The 17,112-nt window shown below is 41.3% G+C and carries 15 protein-coding genes; 4 read left to right on the top strand and 11 right to left on the bottom strand.

What is annotated here, in order from left to right; translation table 11 throughout:
- Positions 1-3: 3 nt before the first annotated feature.
- The gene (locus A11Q_RS13410; RefSeq protein WP_015469508.1) at positions 4-1,134 is read left to right on the top strand and encodes a metallophosphoesterase; all 1,131 of its coding nucleotides are present in this window, start codon (positions 4-6) and stop codon (positions 1,132-1,134) included.
- Here the strand turns inward: A11Q_RS13410 and A11Q_RS04025 are convergent.
- From A11Q_RS04025 to A11Q_RS04000, 6 genes are read right to left on the bottom strand one after another with little or no spacing between them, the layout of a single operon-like run.
- Positions 1,115-2,404: a bifunctional folylpolyglutamate synthase/dihydrofolate synthase gene (locus A11Q_RS04025; protein WP_015469507.1), complete on the bottom strand. Its 1,290-nt coding sequence runs from the start codon at positions 2,402-2,404 to the stop codon at positions 1,115-1,117. The two genes, A11Q_RS13410 and A11Q_RS04025, sit on opposite strands and share 20 nt — an antisense overlap.
- A gap of 3 nt (positions 2,405-2,407) precedes the next feature.
- Positions 2,408-3,712, bottom strand: coding sequence for a dihydropteroate synthase (folP, locus tag A11Q_RS04020; RefSeq protein ID WP_015469506.1), 1,305 nt, complete (start codon positions 3,710-3,712; stop codon positions 2,408-2,410).
- A complete protein-coding gene (locus tag A11Q_RS13405; RefSeq protein ID WP_015469505.1) occupies positions 3,694-4,068 on the bottom strand; it encodes a dihydroneopterin aldolase in 375 nt (124 codons plus the stop codon). Before A11Q_RS13405 ends, folP begins: the two co-directional genes overlap by 19 nt.
- Entirely contained in the window at positions 4,065-4,901 is an 837-nt protein-coding gene (locus tag A11Q_RS04010) for a class I SAM-dependent methyltransferase (protein ID WP_015469504.1), read from the bottom strand. The genes A11Q_RS13405 and A11Q_RS04010 overlap by 4 nt, the downstream gene beginning before the upstream one ends.
- Positions 4,901-5,956, bottom strand: a complete 1,056-nt coding sequence (locus tag A11Q_RS04005; protein WP_015469503.1) for an alpha-ketoacid dehydrogenase subunit beta — start codon at positions 5,954-5,956, stop codon at positions 4,901-4,903. Before A11Q_RS04005 ends, A11Q_RS04010 begins: the two co-directional genes overlap by 1 nt.
- Positions 5,956-6,966 (bottom strand): thiamine pyrophosphate-dependent dehydrogenase E1 component subunit alpha, encoded by a 1,011-nt coding sequence (locus tag A11Q_RS04000; protein ID WP_051056732.1) that lies wholly within the window; start codon positions 6,964-6,966, stop codon positions 5,956-5,958. The genes A11Q_RS04005 and A11Q_RS04000 overlap by 1 nt, the downstream gene beginning before the upstream one ends.
- Positions 6,967-7,154: 188 nt before the next feature.
- Between A11Q_RS04000 and htpX (A11Q_RS03995) the strand changes: the two genes are divergently transcribed.
- Together htpX (A11Q_RS03995) and htpX (A11Q_RS03990) are read left to right on the top strand one after the other, a co-directional pair.
- Positions 7,155-8,090, top strand: coding sequence for a protease HtpX (gene htpX / locus A11Q_RS03995; protein WP_015469501.1), 936 nt, complete (start codon positions 7,155-7,157; stop codon positions 8,088-8,090).
- 191 nt (positions 8,091-8,281) lie between these two features.
- Positions 8,282-9,175 carry a protease HtpX gene (htpX, locus tag A11Q_RS03990; protein ID WP_015469500.1) on the top strand — a complete coding sequence of 298 codons (894 nt, stop codon included), beginning with the start codon at positions 8,282-8,284 and terminating at the stop codon, positions 9,173-9,175.
- 105 nt (positions 9,176-9,280) lie between these two features.
- On the opposite strand, the gene A11Q_RS03985 is transcribed toward htpX (A11Q_RS03990), so the two are convergent.
- The 3 genes from A11Q_RS03985 to topA all read right to left on the bottom strand — a co-directional run bounded on the left by A11Q_RS03985 (position 9,281) and on the right by topA (position 14,967).
- On the bottom strand, positions 9,281-11,287 hold the full coding sequence (locus A11Q_RS03985; RefSeq protein WP_015469499.1) for a S41 family peptidase: 2,007 nt from the start codon (positions 11,285-11,287) through the stop codon (positions 9,281-9,283).
- 80 nt (positions 11,288-11,367) lie between these two features.
- On the bottom strand, positions 11,368-12,282 hold the full coding sequence (locus A11Q_RS03980) for a hypothetical protein (RefSeq protein WP_015469498.1): 915 nt from the start codon (positions 12,280-12,282) through the stop codon (positions 11,368-11,370).
- Positions 12,283-12,285: 3 nt separating this feature from the next.
- Positions 12,286-14,967, bottom strand: a complete 2,682-nt coding sequence (topA, locus tag A11Q_RS03975) for a type I DNA topoisomerase (RefSeq protein ID WP_015469497.1) — start codon at positions 14,965-14,967, stop codon at positions 12,286-12,288.
- Positions 14,968-15,017: 50 nt separating this feature from the next.
- On the opposite strand from topA, the gene A11Q_RS03970 reads away from it, so the two are divergent.
- Positions 15,018-15,827 carry an HAD-IIB family hydrolase gene (locus A11Q_RS03970; RefSeq protein ID WP_015469496.1) on the top strand — a complete coding sequence of 270 codons (810 nt, stop codon included), beginning with the start codon at positions 15,018-15,020 and terminating at the stop codon, positions 15,825-15,827.
- Positions 15,828-16,033: 206 nt separating this feature from the next.
- Here the strand turns inward: A11Q_RS03970 and A11Q_RS03965 are convergent, their stop codons facing one another.
- The gene (locus tag A11Q_RS03965; RefSeq protein ID WP_015469495.1) at positions 16,034-16,390 is read right to left on the bottom strand and encodes a thioredoxin domain-containing protein; all 357 of its coding nucleotides are present in this window, start codon (positions 16,388-16,390) and stop codon (positions 16,034-16,036) included.
- Between the two features lie 2 nt (positions 16,391-16,392).
- On the bottom strand, positions 16,393-17,004 hold the full coding sequence (locus A11Q_RS03960) for a histidine phosphatase family protein (RefSeq protein WP_015469494.1): 612 nt from the start codon (positions 17,002-17,004) through the stop codon (positions 16,393-16,395).
- Between the last annotated feature and the right edge of the window lie 108 nt (positions 17,005-17,112).

The following is a 17,112-nucleotide window of genomic DNA, read 5'->3' as shown; positions in this document are numbered from 1 at the left end:
TCTATGAAGACATCAACACCTGCACCTAAACCTTCTGCATTTTTTAAAATCAGTCGAGTTTTACCATTTATCACATTGATTATGTTTACAGTGGCATTGGTCCACTTATTTATTTTTCGTGTGACCTCCTACTCTATCACGGCTGATTCCTATAGGACGGCTCTTATGCTGGTACTTATCTTGGGCTGGCTGACGTTGCCACTAGGGCTCATTGCAACTCATATTCGCCACCCACTTCTGCGTTTTTCTGCATGGGGCAGCTACATTTGGATGGGCCTTTTTAATTTCCTATTTTTATTCAGCCTTATTGAATTCATCATTCAGTTTATCTACCCCCATGCTTATTCGTATTGGGTACTTGGTATCTGCAGCTTGATAGGTCTTTGGAGTCTTTACAAAGGACTTTCCTTTCCTAAAGTTATCTTCCACTCTTTACACCGCTCAGAAATCAAAGGGCTTCGGTTGGTGCAAATTTCAGATCTACACGTAGGGATGCTTCATCTAAATGAAAAATGGCTCAATCGTATTGTGACGACAATTAATGAGCTCAAACCAGATATCGTAGCTATCACAGGGGATCTTGTGGAAGGTGACTTCTTAGAAATCTCTCCACAACTGGCTCCGTTAAGTCAGATCTCGGCGACCCTTGATAAGTTCTATATCACGGGAAATCACGAATACATTCATCACTCTGGTTCGTGGGAAGAGCGCTTACAGCAGTTAGGGTTCTCTGTCTTGCACAACCAAAATAAAATCATCTCTTATAAAGAATCCCGTGTGCTGATAGCAGGTGTGCCTGATCGTATGATTGGACGTTTTATTTCGGGCTCTCTTTCTTTACCAGACAAAGCTTTAAGTACAGGCGAACCTGTACAGTATAAAATACTTTTGGCGCATGAACCGGCTAGCGTACAGGATATTAAACGTGAATCCTGTGATTTAATTTTAACAGGTCACACTCATGGTGGACAAATTTTTCCATTTCACTTTTTAGTCCGCCTCGTTCAACCCGTGCTAAAGGGATTTAAAAGAATTAATGGTATATTGGTTTTTGCCCATCAAGGCACAGGTTTTTGGGGACCACCGATGCGCTGGTTTAGCCGTAGCGAAATCGTTATCTTTGACTGGAAGTAGACGGCACCGCAGAAGGAGCTATTTTCAAAACTTCTCCTACTAAGTATAATGATCCTGTAACTATACAAAGATCATCTTCATCCGCTATAACAGCAACTTGATCTAAAATATCTTTCACATTTGGACTCGTTGATTTGGCTTGCTCAAGAAACTCTTGCGGGTACTGCCCGACTGTTAATCCCTTAAAAGGAGTCTCTGTTAAGTAAAGACTAACCGAGCTGAGCTTCATCAACTGTGACAGCATTTCTTTGACATCTTTGTCCACACCAATCCCAACAACAAGATGTAGGCGTTTCCATTTAAAGTCTTTGAGGAGCTCAATTAAACTTTCCACCCCTTGCGCATTGTGATCTCCAGACAAAAATAAAGGCGCTTTCATCTGTGGCCATAGGATTTTTTGCATACGACCTTTCCAATCAATCCGAGCTAATCCTTGATAAGCCGATTCGATATCAAATCCCAAAATCTGAAATAACGTAATCGCCGTCATGATATTTTCAAAAGCTCGCTCACCTGTCAGATTAGTTGGAATTTTATTCGCCATATAGTCAATACGATATCGAGGCACTGGCGCTCGTGTATCTTTATGTAAAGTAGCGACCTCGGCTTCGACCCAGTTTGAATTCGTTTCTTTCTGTACTTGGTATTTCAGCTCCATCACTTCTTCTGGTAAGCGGTGGTGAACGACTATACTTTTATTAGTCACGATACCAAATTTATTCGAAGCAACACTCACTAAATCAGTCCCTAAGATATTAAGATGATCTAATCCCAACTTCGTTATGGCACAGAATTTATGAGGAAAGGCATTGGTGGCATCATACGTTCCCCCTAGGCCCACTTCTAAAATGACGAAGTCTAAATTTCCATTCCATTTAGAAGAAAAGAAGTAATGTCCCGCCATCAAGGTCAACGCTTCAAAGTGTGAAAGCTCACACTCTTGAATTAACTTTTTACAATCGTGAAAGACCTCTACAAAATTATTTTCTGATATTTCAAGGCCATTTATACGAATTCTTTCTGTCGTCGAAACTAAATGTGGTGAACTATAAAATCCCACGCGTTGATCTGCGGCTAAGAGTAGACTTTGTAAGGCTGCACAGGTAGTTCCTTTGCCATTTGTCCCAGCCACTACAATTACTTTTTTCGGATCAATTGATGAAAACCAATCTGTCTGCACTAAAGCTCTGTTGATTTTTTGAAGACCTGGCATGGTCTTCGGCATAATTTGCAATGACTCTAGAAAAGAAACCACTTCCGAATAATTCATCACTTAAACTTTCGCTCTTAGGGCCGTTTTCTGACTTTCGATATCATGCACTCTTAAAAACTGCACATAGGCCATATTCATCTTTTGCGTCATAAGAGCTGTTTCCATATCGCGCATGGAAGCAGGTCTATCAGAATACTCTGTTTGATAGGATTTACGAGAATGCCCGATCATGACTTCAGACTTGATATCCGACATTTCTTCAAGGTGATTTAAAATATAAAGACTTTGTTTTTTACTTGTTCCAAAACCAATGCCCGGATCAAAAATCAACTGCTCTGATGCCGCACCTTTATCTTTTAATTCAAGTGCTTTGCGCTGCCACCAACCAACTAATTGATCTATTGGATTTTTAACTTCAGATAGTGTCTGATCTGCTCGTGGTGGAACAGTCAACGAGTGCATCACGAAAGCTCTTTTTTTAGTTTTCACAAGTAGATCTTGCATCTCAGGGCTTGAAAAACCAGAAACATCATTCAAATAAGAAATATCAAATTTTTCTATAATAGATCTGACGACACCTGCGCGACGGCAATCTAAAGATAAGGGTAAGCTTTTGTTAAACTTTTGAATTTCTGTTAATGCCCAATCCAGAGTTTGCAACTCTTGCTCTTCACTAACCGCTAGAGCCTGTGGACGAGTTGACTCAGCTCCGATATCAATAATATCAGCACCTTCAGTCAGCAATTTTTCTATCTGCTCTAATAAAGCATCTGAATTTAAATAACGTCCACCATCCGAAAACGAATCTTGCGTCACATTCAAAACCCCAACCATGCGCGGCCAAAAGTAGCGCGAGCTGATTTGAGTTTGAAAAGGCTTTTCAGAAACCCAAGCCTGCGCCCAATGCGGAAGACGCTCAGGCATAGAAGCTCTCAACTGTGGCCACACTTCTAATAGTGGTAATAAAGCAAATGGTCTTTCAAAAAGTTGACGATGTGGAATACTCAAAGACAGATCACTGTAAGGCTCTTGATCCCAATAAAGGATATCAATATCAATTCTACGAGGAGCCCAGCGGTCCGCCTGTGCCCTACCTATTTTTAGTTCAATCTCTTTAATATGGGACAACAAGGTTTGTGCAGAAAGGTCCGCTCTGACCTCACACAGAACCGCCGCATTTAAAAATTTTTGATTCCACGAACTCTCTGCATTTTCAGGTAATTGCGCATCTGATTCATACAGAGATGAAACTCGAAGGACTTTTAAATTCGGTATTTGCTTTAACAGCTGCAACGATAGGCGCAACTGCTCGATAGGATTCCCTAGATTGGCACCAAGTCCAAGAGCTACAGTTGTTCTTCGCATGAAAAAGTAACTCCATCGGTAAGGTGTTCCACGGGCACTCTGATCTTCTTCACAGAGAGCTTCATAACACCCGTTATAGACTTACTTTTTAGATACTCACGAACTTTCAGAAATACAGAGTAATTCAGATGCTCAATCAAATGATATGGCTTTGCCGTAGCCACTGACTTCATAATTGATGTCAAAGCCACGTAATCTAGTGCATCCTCAAGTCGATCTGAAGTCATTCCCTTACACTCTAAGGCATAGTCTATTACAAAATTAAAATGAACTGGCTGAGCATGTTTTTGCTCTTCAAGGTCACATCCAAGATGCACCCACGCCTCATAAGAGTTAATCGTCAGACTCGACTTCATTTAACCCCAACGATATAGGCAATCCAGCTTAAACAAGCTTCGCCCTTAGTCACGCGATCGAATTTTCCATTCCCCAATCCTTTACGAGAAGTTCCCTCCCAGTAGACATAGGAGTCTTTGAAGCCAACTTCGGCCATCAGTTCGCGAATCTCGGGAATTGTCCACATACGCCAGTCATAGGAAAATACACCTTCGTATTTTTTATTTTTATAGCGAAAATGAATTTCAAAATAAGCTTCGTTGGTCACAGGATCAAAATGCTTCTGATCCCAATAATAAGTGAACTCTTTATGTTTGGTACGATCTTCAATAGCATCTGTACATTGGGTCCCACCAAAAATGTCTAGAATAAATAATCCATCCTTATTCATCGACTTGTAAACATTTTGAAAATACTGCTTTAGCACTTCTCTTTTTTTAAAAAAGAAGTAAGAGAAGTTTACAGCCGCCACAATATCTGCCGCTGGCAATTGGCCAGAAAGAACATTCTGTTGAATTAAAGCAATACGCTTTTGCTGTTCAGAGTTCAGCTTCGATAAGTAATGCTCTTTGCCATAGTCCATTGGGACCTGATCTAAATCAATTCCTATCGACTTATGGGATGGATCTAACTTAACCCACTCACACGAAATAGCAGCCCCGGCACAGAAGTCCTCACGCAGAACGCGAGGACGTTTAGACTTATTCACGTCCTTGTAAACTTGGCGATAAAATTTTACATCTGCTTCAGGCGACTGAACCGCTTGATTGTAGAAGTCATATTTATCAAATGGCAATTGGGTGTTCTTAGAAGCCGCTTTTCTTGATGCTGTATTCTTTGAGGGATTAGGCATCAAGGAACCTCTGCACAAATTTGACGAATTAATGTTTCGATTTCATGCTTTTGAGGGACACTGCTATCTTCTAGATTCGGATGTAAACCAATACCTGGAACATTCTTACCTGCCAGTACACGTGGTGGAGCCATCAAATGATAGAACAACTCTTGTGTCACTCTGTAAGATAAATGCTCAGCAAAGTTGGTAACTTCGGTATCTTCATTCACAAATAAAACTCGCCCAGTTTTTTCAACTGATGATTTAATCATTTGCCAGTCATAAGGATAAATAGAACGCAAATCAATAACCTCTACCGAGTATCCATCTTGCTTTAATTGATCTGCAACTTCATTACACATCAATAAATGACGTCCATAGCTGACAACCGTGATTTGATCACCAGCACGAGTGATCTTACCTTTTCCGAATGGAACTAAGTACTCTTGTACATCTGGCCACTTAGCTTTCCACTTAGAACGATCTCCGATCGGAGCATCAATCATATTTTTTAAATCTTTTTCATCCGTTGGTTCTCCTGGAATCAACTCTTCACCGCGAACCCGCATAAGAGCCTTAGGCTTTAAGAACATACATGGATTTGGATCCTGAATACATGACAGCAATAATCCGTAAGCGTCCAAAGGATTTGACGGCATCACCACTTTCCATCCTGAAAGACGAGACGCCCACGCGTCAAAAGAGTGTGAGTGATATACACTTCCGCGAATACCAGCCCCTACCGGCGTCATTACCGTCATTGGTAAGTTATATTGTCCATTCGTACACCAAAGTGTGTTCCCTGCGATTTTCAAAAGATCGATCGTATTAAAAATATAATCCGCAAATTGGATCTCGGCCACGCAACGATCACCGGCCATAGCAATTCCCATCGCCATACCAATAATCCCACGCTCATCTAGCGGAGAATTCCACGCTGTTTTCAAACCTTGAGTCGCGGTGAAAACTCCACCCAATGGAGCCCCTACATCCTGACCAAATACATCTTTTAAGTTATAATTTTTTTCTGCATAGTGAAGCGCCATACGGATCGCTTGTGCCATATTTGCCATTAGAAATTTCTCCAGTCTGCGTTTTCACTGCCTACAAATGTATGATCCCAAACGCTTTCAGCCGTTGGCACAGGTTCTTGGCGTGCTTGTTCAGCTGCCTTAACGCCTTCATTCTCAAATGACTGCCATAACTCTTTCACATCTTTTTCTTTTAAGATTCCTGCTTTTAAAAGTTTCTTTTCAAACTCACGTACTGGGTCCACTTCATTCGGTACAGGATTTGCCCCGCTGGCAGAAGAATGTCCGTACAGACGTGACAAATGCGCTTCAATGAACGCTGGCTTACCTGTCTTACGAATATAGGCCATGTCTTCTTGTAAGCAGATGTAAGACTCGACAGGATCATTCCCATTGATAACTCGTGATTTGATATTGAAAGCTTTCGCACGATCCGCAATATGCGTTTCTCCATGTTGTCCATCATACGATGTCGAAATACCCCATTTGTTATTTTGTACAGTGATCAACATTGGAAGTTCTTGGCCTTTACGTGATGCCAAAATTAAGCTGGATGCAAAATCACCTTCAGCCGTCCCCGCATCACCACCCGTTACGATCGTAATCGCTTTTTTTCCTAGGCGTTTTTGTACGTGAGCCGTTCCGCAGGCGATTGGGTATTGCACCTCTAACGGAGATGTCACTGGAGCCACATTCCACTCAGGAATACAGTAGTGATTCGAAAAGTTACGTCCCCCTGTCGATTTGTCCGTAGAGCGATTCATCATTAATCGCACAGAATCAATCATCGGTAGACCAAGAGCAATAAGAGTTGGCGTACAACGATAGTGAAGATGATAGTAATCGTAAGCTGGTCCTTGACCTTTTTTTCCTAGAAGCCCCAATGGAACGCCCCAAGCTTCCTCGCCTGGACCACCAATCCAAAAGAAGGATTCACCTGCACGATAAATTTTGATGAGACGTTCTTCAAGAACGCGCGACTTCACCATGAGTTTGTGCATGTTGATTAAAAGTTTCTTATCAAGACCACCAAAAGCTTTTTTCGTTGCCATATTTTCTCTTTTTGTTACTGCAGGAATCATAGCGAAAGAATGCTATAAAATCCTGATTTTATAAGGTGCAATATACGCGAAGTATACGGCGCAATAATTTCATGCTCTGTGTTTCAGCATTTGATACTAAGGGTTGACAGAGTCAACAGAGAACTCAACTTTATAGAGTAGCAACTAACGGAGGCAAAATGACATTTCTTAAGCGTTTCGGCTATTTTATCATCACAGGTATTCTGGTGGCTCTTACGATTCAATTCATCGTTGCTCTTGTCTCAGGCTTCCTAGGAGTCGACTTAACATCTGGGGGATACACAGGTCTGTTTATACTTTGCTTAATTTGGGGCTTTGCGGGTTCATTTATCTCGCTTCAAATGTCTCGTTGGACAGCAAAGCGTTTTCATGGTGTCCGTGTCATTGATCCGCAGACAAACAATCCTACAGAGCGTCTGTTAATTGATCGCGTCTATCGCATCGCTCGTTCTGCGGGCATGGAAGTTATGCCTGAGGTCGGTATTTACAATGCTCCAGACGTCAATGCCTTCGCGACAGGTCCTTCAAAAAAACGCTCATTGGTTGCCGTTTCTACAGGGTTGCTCAACACCATGACGGATGATGAAGTTGAAGGTGTTCTGGCTCACGAAGTAGCCCATATCGTTAACGGAGACATGGTCACACTGACGTTGATCCAAGGTATTGTAAATGCCTTTGCGATGTTCTTTGCTCAGATTATCACGATGTTTATTATGAATGCCTTAAGACGTGATAATGACAGACGTGGCTTCGGCGACTTTATGCTGCGTCAAATGATCTACAGTATGGTCGTAATGGCTTTCACTTTATTGGGCTCTATCGTCGTGAATTATTTCTCTCGTCAACGTGAGTTTCGTGCCGATGCGGGTGGCGCTCGCTACTCATCTTCCGAGAAAATGACAGCGGCATTAGCTCGTTTGCAACGAGTCTACGGACAGCCGCAACTTCATAAAAAAGATGAAGAGGCTGACAATTTAGCAGCCTTCAAAATTTCAGGGAAGTCTAACGGAATTGCACGCCTTTTTATGACTCATCCTCCTTTAGAGGAAAGAATCGCGGCATTACGAAATCGCACTTATTCAGCCTCTACATAAAGCTTCTACATAGAGCCTCTATACTGAGCCTCGATTGAGAGGCTTTTTCTTTTTTAGAGCGGCTCTTATATCTATTTAACAGATAGAAAATTTATTATTTATCTATTTTAACGAATTATATTTTTCATACATAATATACTTTCACAACAGTAGCTGTGATATTGTCAGCTCTCGTTTTAAAGGAGACTTCTATGTTTAAACGAATCGGTCTATTTCTGATCACCAACATTCTGATTATGGTGACGATCACCACTATCATGAATATCTTTGGCCTGCGCCCCTACCTGTCTGCACAGGGCATTGATTACGTCAGCTTGATCGTCTTCTGTGGTCTTTGGGGATTCGGTGGAGCCCTTATTTCTCTGTTCCTTTCTAAAAAAATGGCGAAGTGGATGATGGGGGTCAAACTCATCGATAGCAACACACAAGACCCTCGCTTACTGTGGGTCCAACAAGTGACAAACAGATTAAGTGATGCAGCCGGCTTGCCAAAGCGCCCAGACGTGGGCTTTTACCAATCACCTGACGTCAATGCCTTTGCCACAGGGCCGTCTCGCTCGAACTCTTTAGTCGCTGTTTCAACTGGCTTATTAGATAAGATGAACGAAAAAGAAGTTGAAGGTGTTCTAGCCCATGAAGTCGCTCACATTGCCAACGGCGATATGGTGACGATGACTCTATTACAGGGCCTAGTGAACTCATTCGGTATGTTCTTAGCCCGTGTTATCGGATTCTTTGCTGGCCAGTTAGTGGATGAAGAAAAAGCTCCCATCGTTCAGCTTATCAGCACGATTGTTTTAGATATCCTGTTCAGTATCTTGGGAATGTTTGTCGTCGCTTATTACTCGCGCCAACGTGAGTTCCGCGCAGATGCGGGAAGTGCGCGTATTGCTGGTCGTGATAAAATGATCGCAGCTCTTGAAAGACTGAAAGCTGACTTTGCCACTCCGGAAGAGCATGAAGAACCGAAGTCGCCAGTGGCTGCATTACAGATATCCAATCGTGGATCCTCGATCTTCCGATTGCTTTCGACACACCCTTCTTTAGAAGAACGTATCGAACGCCTCAAATCTGCAGCCGCTTAGAAAAATTAATCGCAGCAAAACCAATAAAAAAGGGGATTTTTAATCCCCTTTTTTATTTTATGTGAATTTTGAACCCAGCCTGAGCTGGTATCGTAAAAACTCAGCTTACTTTTTTGTCGTGGTGCTGTTGCTTGTTAAAGAAAGATCTTTACCGGTTTGCAAAGAGATCAGATCTAGAAGCACATCAGACGCCTCTTGAATTTCAGCTCTGTCTAAATACTCTTTATCTTTTTCATCTTTAGATCCGTAACGACTTTTCTTCACTTTTTTCTCTTTTTCGCCTTTTTCTTTTAAGACTTCAGAGACTTTGATCGTCTTACCTAACTTCTTAGTTTTTTCTAACTCATCAACGATTTTTTTGAAGTCCTCGCTTTTCGCTACACGTTGAGCCGAGCGTGTACGAATTTTGTTAATCCATTCCGGCTTAATCACTGACCATGCCGACTCGCCTTTATCTACAAAAGCGTCTTTTGAAATAAAGCTATCGATCTTTTTAGCTGGTAAAGCGTAGTCCATACTCTTTTCACCAATATCGTCCACATTGTATTGAGTTGGAATCACGATATCAGACTCTACACCACGTAACTGCGTTGAGTACCCACTTGGAGTAAAGAACATACCAATCGTTACTTTTAAAGCTCCCAATTCCCCAGGAACAGCGATAACTGTTTGAATGCTACCTTTACCATAAGTGTGATCGGAACCGACAACAACGGCACGCCCGTAATCTTTCATCGCACCAGAAACGATTTCAGAAGCTGAAGCACTGATTCTAGATGTTAGAATCACCAATGGACCATTCCAGTCTACTTTATCATCGCTATCTGCCAGCGGAGTTTCCATACCCTCACGACGTGAAGACTGCTTAACGATATTTCCTGTTTTAATAAATAATCCACCGATCTTAACAGCGTCTTCTAAAGAACCACCGCCATTGTTCGATAAATCTAAAACCAGCCCATCTACTTTTTTAGCTTTCGCTTCTGCAACGATTTTTTTCATGTCTGCAGCCGATGAGCGTCCGCCACGTTTAGAGTCAGCATAGAACGATGGGAAGTTGATAATTCCGATTTTTTTCTTAACGCCATCTACTTCGCGATCTTGGTAGTAAATAGATACAGCATTATCTTCTAACGCCACTTTTTCACGAGTTAACTCGATATCAAATTTTTTGTTCGAGCCATCTTCTTTTCTTAAGATGGTCAGTTTTACTTTTGTCCCTTTAGGACCGCGGATCATTTTAACGACGTCTTTTAATTCCATATCAACGACGTTTTCCATTTTTCCATTTTTTTGGCTAACAGCGATGATTTTATCTTGTGGTTTTACAAGTCCCGATTTCGAGGCTGCTCCACCTGCAACTAAAGCTTCTACTGTAGTGAATCCATCTTCCTGAGATAGCGTCGCGCCGATACCTTCTAAAGAAAGACTCATGTCGATAGTGAAATCTTCATAGTACTCTCTAGAGAAAAAGCTAGAGTGCGGATCTAAAGATAAAGCAAACGAATTCAGATAGTTCGCGATCAATGTCTCTTGCTTCGTTTCTTTAATACGCTTCAAGTTTCTTTCGTAATTTTTGATAACTCTTTGCTTAGCCTCTTCCATTTTGATGTCAGTTGCTAAATAGTTGGCCACTTGAAACTGGATATATTTTTTTACAAACTCATTGGCTTCATCAGAAGTCGTCGCAAAAACCTTGTGTTGAGGATCGTAGACAAATTCAGTTTCTGAATTGAATTTGAAATCTTTAGCACTTAGGTGTTTTTTTACAAACTCAGTTCTTTCTTCAACACGTTTCACCAAAACTTCTTGAACTTCATTTAGAAATTTACATTCTGTTTTAGCAACGTCATCAAAGACTGATTTCATAGATGTTTTAATTTTTTCAACGTCACTCGCCAAAAGATACATCTTAGCGCCATCTTGTCTTTTGATATACTGCTCAATCACACGAGCTTGCAGATCTTTATCTTTTTGCTTCATCGACAAATGATTCTGTAAAAAACCCGTCTGAATAGGATCAACCCAATTGCAATCAAGTGATTTAGTAAATTGCTGGCCATACGCCGCAGAAGAGATAAGTAACGAAAACGATAATATTTTTATTAGCATGATGTTTCCTTTTTAAGACGTCTCATCATTATATGTCGAGAGGGGGCATTTTGTAATATCTTATTGCAGCGTAAGAGAGGTTAAGTCTTACGTCTCGTTGGATTAAAAAGATCTAATTGCGACTCATTATCAGACATGTAGTGGGATTTAAGACCATGCTGAGAAATCTCGTGCTTAATGAAGTCTCCGCCATGGGTTTCGATCATAAAAAATGACATCTGTGGATAAACAGACTTAAGTCGTGTCATTTCTTCAACAACGAGTTGTATATTTTTTGGATCATCATCGCTCATTCCAAAGCGATGATGAGGGCTGTAGCCATAAACCTCTATCGCTTTTTCCACTGAAGCACGAATGGCTCTTTGCTTAAGTTCAGCAATCGAAGCATTGCCCTCTACATCCCCTAGATGCGCACGAACCTTTTTATTGCTCACCGCATACACACTGAGGTAATTCGGCTCTACAGGTAAATACCCAGAACGAATGAACTCTCGAACACCCTCTTGAATCGTCGCGGCTGAGTGACCGCGAGCCGTGATAACGGATACAGGTCTTTGATTAAAGGCTGCGTGGTAGAAACAATTCCAAGAAGGCCCCTTCCATTGTAAATCTGGAAGCCCTAAAGCCTTCTGCACATCTTGTACGAAAAGCTGTTTTTTTCCATCTAGCTTTTCGACTTCATTCAAATCTAAATCTCGAAAGTTACGGAAAGAACCGGTTTCATCATCATAGCGAATTTCGTATTCGACATAAGGACCCGATTTTCCAATGTAGGCATGATGCAAAGCCCATTCAGAACTCGATAGAAACAACTCATCACCCGTCTGCTTATGAAACAAGACAAGACTTGTAGATAAAAAGGCGATGTTGTCGTCAAAATCAAAGAAGTAAAAACTCCTACCACCGCGGTGATAATTGCGATCTGGCTCTTTTAGGCGCGTTTCACCTAACTCAAGCTGACCTGTTGGAATTTTTATTTTCTTATCTTCACTCATTCACTACTTTTTAGCTTTTTTAGCTTTTTTTACAATGACCTTTTTAACTCCTAAGGCCTCGGCTTTTTGCTTTGCGGAAGCTTTCTTTTTTGCTCCGCCAGCTTTCGGCTTTTTCGCCGCCGTTGCTCCTAGTTTTTCATTTATCAAAGCAAAGGCCGCTTCTGGAGTCAGCTGCTCAACCGTCGTTCCCTCTGGCAAGCCCACATTGACCTTCCCCGCCTTTAAATACGGGCCATAGGGACCATTAAAAAGACTTACCGCAATATCATGCACAGGATGGTTACCAAATTCTTTTATGGCTGCAGCTTTACCTCTGCCTTTTTTCGGCTGAGCTAATAATTCTAACGATTTTTTCAAATCCATTGTGAAAACTGTTTCTGTCTTCGGAATAGATCTGTAATCCCCATCATGTAAGACGAATGGTCCAAAGCGCCCAACACCCACCTTCACATCTTTTTGTGTGTCAGGATGTACACCCAATGTTTTCGGCAATGCCAAAATCTCAAGAGCCATTTTAAAATCAACTGAAGCCGGATCTAATCCTGGGGGAAGAGAACTTCTTTTTACTTTCTCTTCATCACTTTCTCCTAATTGAACATAAGGACCATAACGACCACTTAAAACATAAATCTTTTTGCCAGTTTCTGGATCTTGTCCTAAAGAGTCCGCACCCTTCAGTTTTTGATCAATCAACTTTTCAACATGATCAGGAGTAATATCCGCAGGAGCCTCTACCTCTGGGATAGACGCGCTGACACTGTCTCCGTCACGTTTTGATTTTACATAGGCACCATAGCGCCCAACGTGGAACTCATATTTTTCAAGTCCATCTAATTTAATAGAACGTGCCTCTTCAGGATCAATTTTATCTTGCTGAGACTCCACTGTCGCACGCAGCCCCTTCGGACCGTGATAAACATCTTTTAAATAGTTTTCCCAGTTCAAATCACCATCAGCAATATGATCCAAAGACTGCTCCATCTGAGACGTAAAGCCCAAATCTACATATTGAGTCAGATGCTGAGATAATAATTTAGAAACCACCATGGCCGTGAATGTCGGAACCAAAGCATTTCCGCTTTTACGAACATAGCCACGATCAATAATTGTTCCGATAACACTGGCGTAAGTTGATGGACGGCCAATGCCCTCTTTTTCCATCATCTGAACTAATGAGGCCTCTGTATAACGAGCCGGTGGCTTCGTTTCATGTGCCGTTGGATCCACCTTACCTAATTGCACTTCATCTTGAGCTTTCAATTGAGGTAGGCGTACATCACGCGACTCTAAATCAGCTTCTGGATCATCACTTCCTTCAACATAGGCACGTAAAAATCCCGCAAACTCAATTGTGGTACCAGAGGCCGCAAAAACTGCATCCCCCACTGTGATTTTAGCACTGACTTGCTTCTGTTTAGCATCTGTCATTTGCGAAGCCATCGTACGCTTCCAAATAAGGTCATACAGTTTAAACTGCACCCCAGTTAACCCCGTAGAGTCTGGATCTTGGAAAGATGTTCCTGCTGGACGAATCGCCTCATGGGCTTCCTGCGCACCTTTCGACTTTTTCGCTTCGTATGTGCGCGGAGAATCCGGCAAGTAGTCCTTACCATATTTATCTAAAATAGACTCACGAGCGGCTTTAATAGCCTCTGTAGATAAGAAGGTAGAGTCCGTTCTCATATAGGTAATAAAACCCTGCTCATATAGCTTTTGCGCTACTTGCATGGTTTCACGGGAACTCAATCCCAACTTACGATTGGATTCCTGCTGTAAAGTCGAAGTAATAAAAGGTGCATAAGGGCGTCTTGTAACTGGCTTTTCTTCAACGTCGCTGACAACCCATTTTTGATTTTTAACTTCGTTTAAAATCTTATCTGCTGAATCCTGATTTAAGACAATCAGGTCTTTACCAGAAGAAAGTTGACCTGTTAGACCATCGAAGTCTTTACCAGTAGCAATTTTTTTATTTTGATAGCTAAAAATTTTAGATTCGAAAGTTTGTCCCGCTTTTTCTAATTCAGCTAATAAGCCATAGTAAGAGGACTTCTTAAAGCGCATTCTTTCTTTTTCACGCTCTACAACCAAACGTACTGCAACCGACTGAACACGGCCGGCTGACAAACCAAAAGCTACTTTTTTCCAAAGGAGCGGGGAAATTGTATATCCCACCAAGCGATCTAGCACACGTCTAGCCTCTTGTGCACGGACCAGATTAAAATCGATTTCACGTGTTTCGTTCAAAGATTTTTGAATCGCTTCTTTAGTGATCTCGTGAAAAACCATGCGTTTCGTAGGAACAGAGGGTTTTAAAACTTCCAATAAATGCCAACTGATACTTTCCCCTTCGCGGTCTTCATCGGTCGCGAGGTAAAGTTCATCAGCTTCAGATAATTTTTCTTTTAGATTTTTGATGACCTTTAATTTATCTTTCGGAACGCAATACAAAGGCTCAAAATTCTTATCAACATTAACACCCAGTTGGGCCCATTTTTCTTTTTTTACTTTTTCAGGAATATCTTTCGCAGATTGTGGTAAATCACGCACATGTCCCATGCACGACTCGACGATGAAGTCTTTGCCTAGATACTTGCGAATTGTCTTGGCTTTTGTCGGTGACTCAACAATAACTAACTTAGTCCCTGATCCAGAATTTTCTCGCGAACGAGTTGATGCTTTCTTCACTATCTGTATTCCTCTACACTATAAAAAACACCGAATTTGAAGAAAGCACAATGAAAAATTTAACAGATTTCAATTCTAAGATCGAGTTTCTCCTTACAGACATAGACGATACAATTACGACAGAGGGCCAGCTTCATGCCGAGGCCTACGATGCTCTTTGGAGATTATCCGACGCAGGACTGAAAGTAGTTCCCATAACAGGACGACCTGCTGGTTGGTGCGAAATGATCGCTCGTTTCTGGCCTGTAGTCGGAGTCGTCGGAGAAAACGGTGGATTTTACTTCACACACAAGCACTCTACCGAAGTCTCCGTAGCAAGTTCGGCAAAAAAAATGTCGCGCTGGTTCTTCACCGATCCAGAAACAATTCAAAAAAACAAAAAAAGACTCGAACTTATTGAAACGGAAGTTTTAAAAACCGTAAAAGGTAGTGCTATTTCATCAGATCAGTTTTGTCGTCTTATGGATCTAGCCGTCGATTTTTGCGAAGATGTTCCTGCATTAGATGAAGAAAGTATTCAAAAAATTGTCCAAATTTTTGAAAAACATGGAGCCCACGCAAAAGTCAGCTCAATTCACGTCAATGGCTGGTTCGGCGATTACAATAAACTGACGACGACATTTCAGTTCTTAAAAAATGAATTCAATCTAACAGAAGAAGAAGCCTTAACTAAATGTGCTTTTGTTGGAGACTCTCCTAATGATGAGCCTATGTTTGAACGCTTTCCTCATTCATTTGGGGTCGCCAATATTCTGCATTTTAAAGACAAAATGAAAACCCACCCCCAATACGTTTCAGGTGCTAAAGGCGGACAGGGCTTCGCCCAGATAGCTCAGCGGTTGATTGAACTACACAAGTAACACCTGTAATTCTAACCTGTCAGAAAACTAACATCTGGATAAATCCTCTAAACAGTATTAATTTGCATCTACGGGTGACAACAACTATGGACCGCGGTCAATATTGACCGCCTTTTGACTCTTTAAGTGCTCGCAGCCATGGGAAAAGTTCAAAGCATTAAAGCGTTAGGCCGCGGTTCCATTAGTTTTTCTTGATTAACTTCTTCTTATAAAAGCTTACTGACCGCTTCGTAAAACGGCTCAAATCCAGGAAAAGGGCTGATCTTACCTAACTTTTTACCATTTTTAAAAAAGATGAATATCGGGATTCCAAAAATTCCAAAACGTGTTGCTAAGTTAAAGTCTTCATAGATATTGGCTTGATACCACTTCATATCTAATTGATCGACCTCAGCTTTACGATCAACTAAAACTTTTTTAGCAACTTCGCAATTGGGGCAATCATGTCCCCAAAAGAATACACAAACCAACTTGTCGGCATTTTCATTCGCATTAATTTTGACAGCAAACTCTTCATCCGTAATTTGTTCAAAGTTGTACGCTTCGAAGAACTCTGCCGCCATGATCAGTACACTCTACTTTTGTAGATAAGGATTTCTGGGTTTTCATCACTCCAAACCAAGTGATGAACACTGCCATTAGCAAATAGATTTAAATCCCATGGAACACCTTCACCAAAAACGAATGTCATGGCTCTCATCAACATCCCATGGCTGAATATAGCCACAGTATTGCGATTAGAGTTTTGAGCAATTTCAAGAAAGACATGACGTAGTCGATGCATCATCTGACGTTTAGACTCACCATTAGGAAAATGATAATCCAACAATCTTTCTTCATAAGAACGCCACTTCAATAAACTCTCAGAACCAAACGATTCCAAAATCTCATCGTGTGTCTTCCCTTCCGCATCCCCAATATTGGTTTCACGAAGGCGATCATCTTTATGAATGGTTAGTTTAAGATCTTGAGTTGCGAGTTCTGCTGTTTCATAAGCGCGCATCAGCGAGCTAGAATACACAGATTCAATTTGCAATTGCTGCATGATAGGACGGAGCTTAATAGCTTGTTCACGACCAGTTTCGTTTAAACGAATATCTGTCTGACCTTGAAACCGATGATTTTTGTTCCAATCGGTTTCACCGTGTCTAATGACGTATATATTTTTAACTTTCAAGACTACTTTTTCTTAGCCTTAGTCATTCTTTTTTTCTTAGTTAAGCGCTTAGCTTTGTGTTTAGCACTTTTGTTTTTGCTATTTTTCTTTTTTCCACCAACTTTTAAT

Source organism: Pseudobdellovibrio exovorus JSS, from assembly GCF_000348725.1.
In the GTDB taxonomy this organism is placed as follows: domain Bacteria; phylum Bdellovibrionota; class Bdellovibrionia; order Bdellovibrionales; family Bdellovibrionaceae; genus Pseudobdellovibrio; species Pseudobdellovibrio exovorus.
This window is presented reverse-complemented; position numbering and strand designations above follow the sequence as displayed.